Source organism: Methylophaga sp. UBA2689, assembly GCA_002354555.1.
Lineage (GTDB): Bacteria > Pseudomonadota > Gammaproteobacteria > Nitrosococcales > Methylophagaceae > Methylophaga.
In genome coordinates this window covers 8,146-12,843 of sequence record DELT01000080.1, presented here as the reverse complement: position 1 = coordinate 12,843, position 4,698 = coordinate 8,146, and the positions used below count along the sequence as shown (strand labels likewise).

Below are 4,698 nucleotides of genomic sequence, written 5' to 3'. Positions count from 1 at the left end.
TTTCGCGGTGATAACTATATTCATCGTATTGGCCGTACCGGTCGGGCAGATAAACATGGCACGGCGATTAATCTGGTCGAACCGCATGATATGAAAAATCTGGAGCGCATCGAATATCACCTTGGCCACGGCTTGCCCATCCGCAAATTGAAGGGGCTTGCACCTAAGGCCAAGGCTAACAAGGCACGATCCAAAAGCAAGGAAGATAAACCACGTTATATTCCCAAGAAGGATCGTGCCGTTAAAGACGATTAACCGGTATTACGCATACCCTGTGAAATAGCACTGATGCTGCGCAACAACGGATCGCGCCATTTGGCCGTTTCCGCATCACTGTAATCGCCGTGCCGATAACGTTTCAATAACAGTAATTGGATATGATTCAGAGGATCCAGATAAGCCTGCCTTCTTCGTAAAGACAAGGCTAATTGCGGATTTTCTGCCATTAGCGTCTCAGCCCCAGTCAGCTGTAATAATTGACTGGCTGTTTGCTGATATTCAGTACGAATAACAGACAGTACCTGTTGTGCCTGCAGTTTATCGATACACAAATCTGCATATTCTGCCGCGATATCCATATCGGCCTTGGAAAGTGACATCTGGGTATTACTGACCATTGCCCGGAAAAAAGGCCATTCAAAATACATTTTTTGCAGTATTTGACGTCTTTCAGGATCGTCTGAAATCCAGGAGGCAATCGCACTACCAATTCCATACCAGCCTGGCAAGGTATGTCTTGATTGCGCCCAGGCAAATACCCAGCCAATCGCCCTGACAGAGGACTTGGATCGATCTCCAGCCTTCCGATGTGAAGGCCGTGAGCCAATATTCATCAAACCAATTTCACTGATTGGACAGGCTTCGTAGAAATAGTCGAGAAAGCCCGGTGTCTGCTCAGTCAATTGTCGATACTGCTGTTCACCCAGCTGGGCCAGTTGCTGCATGATAGTAAGGTAATCGGGCTTTTCCTGAGCCGAATCGGTTACCAGTCCCCTGCTGGCTTTAATCAATGCTGAGACCCCCATACCTAACTCATAAGCCGCGGTTTCAGTATTACCGTATTTAAATGACAGCACTTCGCCCTGCTCGGTAAACTTGATCTGACCGTGCACGGTATCAACCGGTTGAGCCAGAATGGCATCATGCGTTGGGCCACCGCCACGGCCGATTGTGCCACCACGCCCATGAAACATACGACAGCCGATAGCATATTGTTCTGAAAGTCGACTGACAGTTTTCTGTGCCTGATATAAATTCCATGCTGATGCCAGAATGCCACCATCCTTACAGGAATCCGAATAGCCCAGCATGACTTCCTGCATATTGCCTGAAGTACTCAGCAAGGTACGATACTGACTGTTCTCCAGCAAAGCAGACATTACCGGCTCGATATGCTCCAAATCCTCAATGGTTTCGAATAATGGTGCTACCCGGATATGGCAGAACCAGCCATGTTCATCCTGACCGATTAAGTCGGCAAACCTGGCCAGCAGCATCACTTCCAGAATATGACTGGCCTGATGGGTCATGGAAATCACATAATTGCCAAACGCTTTTTCGCTAACCTCTACCCGCAGTCGGGCGATTAATCTGAATACATTGAGAATTTCCAGCGAGTCTGGCTGCATATCGCCATAAATTTCTGGCAATCTTGGGGCCGCCAGTAAATCCGTTAACAACGTCTGGCGCTCTGCTTCATTCATTTGCAGATAATGGCGATTAAGGCCGGTGAGCGCTAATATCTCGCCCACCGCATCGGTATGCTTTGACGATTCCTGACGGATATCAAGATTATAAAGATAAAAACCAAAGGTTTTGACCAGCCGAATCAGATCAGTGAGTTCCGCGGCAGCTATCGCGATATCACCATTATCCACCAGTGATTTATGTATCAGATACAAATCTGCCAGAAATTCATCTTCGTTATGATAAGCCACTCCGAGACTTTCAATTTGCAGATCCGGGCGGAAGAATTCTTCCAGAACCGCCAGATTATCTTTGAGCCGATAGCGCATCATATAAAGCTTGCGTCGGTATGGCTCATTAATAAACCGTTGCGGATTGGTTGAAAATGCTCCGGCAAAACGTTGTTCGCTCTGTTCGATATCGGTAGCCAGATCAGCATTGATCTCGCAGAGTGGCTGCGACTGCGTCAGAATAAAACTGAGTTTGGTCACATCTTCCAGATAACGTCGAATTACCGTGCGCTTTTGCAGCGCTATCGCCATTTCCGTTGTTTGTGCAGTGACAAATGGATTGCCATCACGGTCGCCACCAATCCATGAACCAAAACGTAAATAATCCGGCACCACAATCGGTGTTTCCGGATCCAGTTCATCACCATAAACCCGTCGCAGAGCATTCTCAAAGTTACGATAAGTGCGTGGCACCGCATCAAACAGACTGACATTGAAATAATACAAGCCGTTTTTGATTTCATCGCGTACCGATGGTTTAACCGCTCTTACTTCATCAGTTGACCAAAGAAGCTGGATTTGACGTTTCAACTGGTTACGAATCTGCTGTTGATCAAACGGTGTTATCAGACCTTCAGTCAGTTTCTCATCAAGCAAAAACACACGACGTAACATTTCCATCACGGTGCGTCGTTTGGATTCTGTCGGATGGGCGGTAAATACCGGCATAAAGACCAGTTTTTCCAGCAAATCCTGTAATTGTTTGACTGACACACCTTCATTTTTGAACTGAGTCAGAGTATCCAGAAACGAACCATGCCAGAGATTCCCGCCATTGCGCAGTTGAATTTGTCGATTATGGTGGTGATAGGCTTCTTCAGCAGTGTTGACCAGACTGAAATACAGATTAAAAGCGCGGATAACTTCACGTAATGTCAGTTCATCCAACGATTCAATTTTATCCTTGAGAGTTTGACGCAGCTCGACATCATCTTCCTTACGCAGTCGGATAAATCCTTTGCGTAACTGCTCAATCACCTGATAAACCTCAGGCCCGGACTGTTCAGCGATGACTTCGCCCAATAAATTCACCAGAAAACGGACATGTGAACGTAAATCTTTGTCCGTAAGTAATTCAAGCGCCACAGCGCTACTGAAATCAACTTGCCGTGTTGTCATGAGTTATCCACTAATTGCTGATAAAGGTGCAAATAGGCTTGCGCGCTATTTATCCAACTAAAATCCTGCACCATTGCAGTCAGCATCATCCGTCGCCATAACCGGGGATGTGAAAATAATTCATTTACCGTTAACAGAGTATCGTACAAATCCTCTACGGTGGGCTTGGTAAATTTAAAGCCTGTTGCCAACATCTGTTTACGATTTTCTTCGCTAGCATCGACTACTGTGTCGGCCAGGCCACCGGTATTTCTGACGACAGGTAACGTGCCATAGCGCAGACTATACATTTGGTTTAGCCCACAGGGTTCAAATCGGGATGGCATCAAAAACGCATCAACACCCGCCTCGATTTTATGTGCCAATGCTTCATCATAACCAAATTGAATGCCCACCCTGTCAGGAAATCTGGCGCGTAAAACACGCAAATCCTGTTCAAATCCGGCTTCGCCACTTCCCAGACAAACCAATTGAACGTCTTTGCCTTCTGCCAACAGACGATGAATCGCATCAATCGTGAGATCAACACCTTTTTGCGACACCAGCCGACTGATCATGCCAAACATCAATGTTTCAGCTGATTCGGGAAGAAAGAAATGTTGCTGCAATGCTTTTTTATTGAGCGATTTGGGTCGCAGATTTTTAATACTGTAGTGGTGACCGATGAACTTATCGGTTTGTGGATTCCATTCCTGAGTATCAATTCCATTAACGATACCACTAAGTCGTGATTGTTCTGAACGCAAGGCCAGTAAACCTTCCAGGCCATAACCGTATTCGTAATGACAGATTTCCTGCGCATAGGTGGGACTGACACTGGTGATATGGTCAGCATAAACCAGACCACCTTTCATAAACGACATCATGCCGTAAAATTCAATGCCCTCAATCTGCCATAACGCTTCAGGCAAATCGAGCATCTCAAATACTTCACGGGAAAACAACCCCTGGTAGGCCATGTTGTGAATGGTGAAAACAGTAGCCGGACGAGGCCTTTCCAGACTAAGTAATGCTGGGATCAGACCTGTCTGCCAGTCATTACAGTGCACTACATCAGGTTGCCAGTCTAATCCTGCCTGATTGGTGGCTACTGCTACAACTGCGCGGCAAAATAACGCAAAACGCGCCGCATTATCTGCCCAGTCTCCCCCTTGTGTATCACAATAAGGTCCACCATCACGATCAAAATGTTCTGGAGAATCCACCAGCAACACAGCAACATCACTGTCAGGAAGTTGAGCTTGCAGAATATGGACAGGCTGATGATAGCCCTCCAGTTTTACCGTGGCAATCAGCGGACATTCGCCCAATTGCTGCAGTGTAGCGCGATATGCCGGCATGATAATGCGAATATCCTGCTGCATCTGTGAAAGGGCCAATGGCAGACTGGCTGAGACATCCGCTAACCCACCGGTTTTTATCAGCGGATGCACTTCACTGCTGGCAAACAGAATTTTTCGCACTATGCTCTCCCAAAATTGTACAATTACCCAATTATATACGCTCAAAGGCATAGTCACAGCCTTGTAACGGGAGAAACCATGCAACCTTGTACTATTGTTATTTTCGGCGCCACCGGCGATCTGTCCCAGAAAAAACTGCT

2 protein-coding genes and 1 pseudogene are annotated in these 4,698 nt (G+C 46.6%); 1 reads left to right on the top strand and 2 read right to left on the bottom strand.

Going from position 1 to position 4,698, the window contains the following annotated elements:
* Window positions 1-255: pseudogene (locus B3M51_RS09685) on the top strand (DEAD/DEAH box helicase); the annotation flags it as partial.
* On the opposite strand, the gene ppc reads toward B3M51_RS09685, so the two are convergent.
* Entirely contained in the window at window positions 252-3,095 is a 2,844-nt protein-coding gene (gene ppc / locus B3M51_RS09680; RefSeq protein ID WP_292758650.1) for a phosphoenolpyruvate carboxylase, read from the bottom strand. The pseudogene B3M51_RS09685 and the gene ppc overlap by 4 nt on opposite strands.
* The coding region (glgA, locus tag B3M51_RS09675; RefSeq protein WP_349676731.1) for a glycogen synthase GlgA at window positions 3,092-4,698 on the bottom strand (1,607 nt) is incomplete at its 5' end. The genes glgA and ppc, both read right to left, overlap by 4 nt.

Excerpts from the sequence above, each read along its gene's own strand:
- ppc (WP_292758650.1), bottom strand. The coding sequence starts at position 3,095 with ATGACAACACGGCAAGTTGATTTCAGTAGCGCTGTGGCGCTTGAATTA.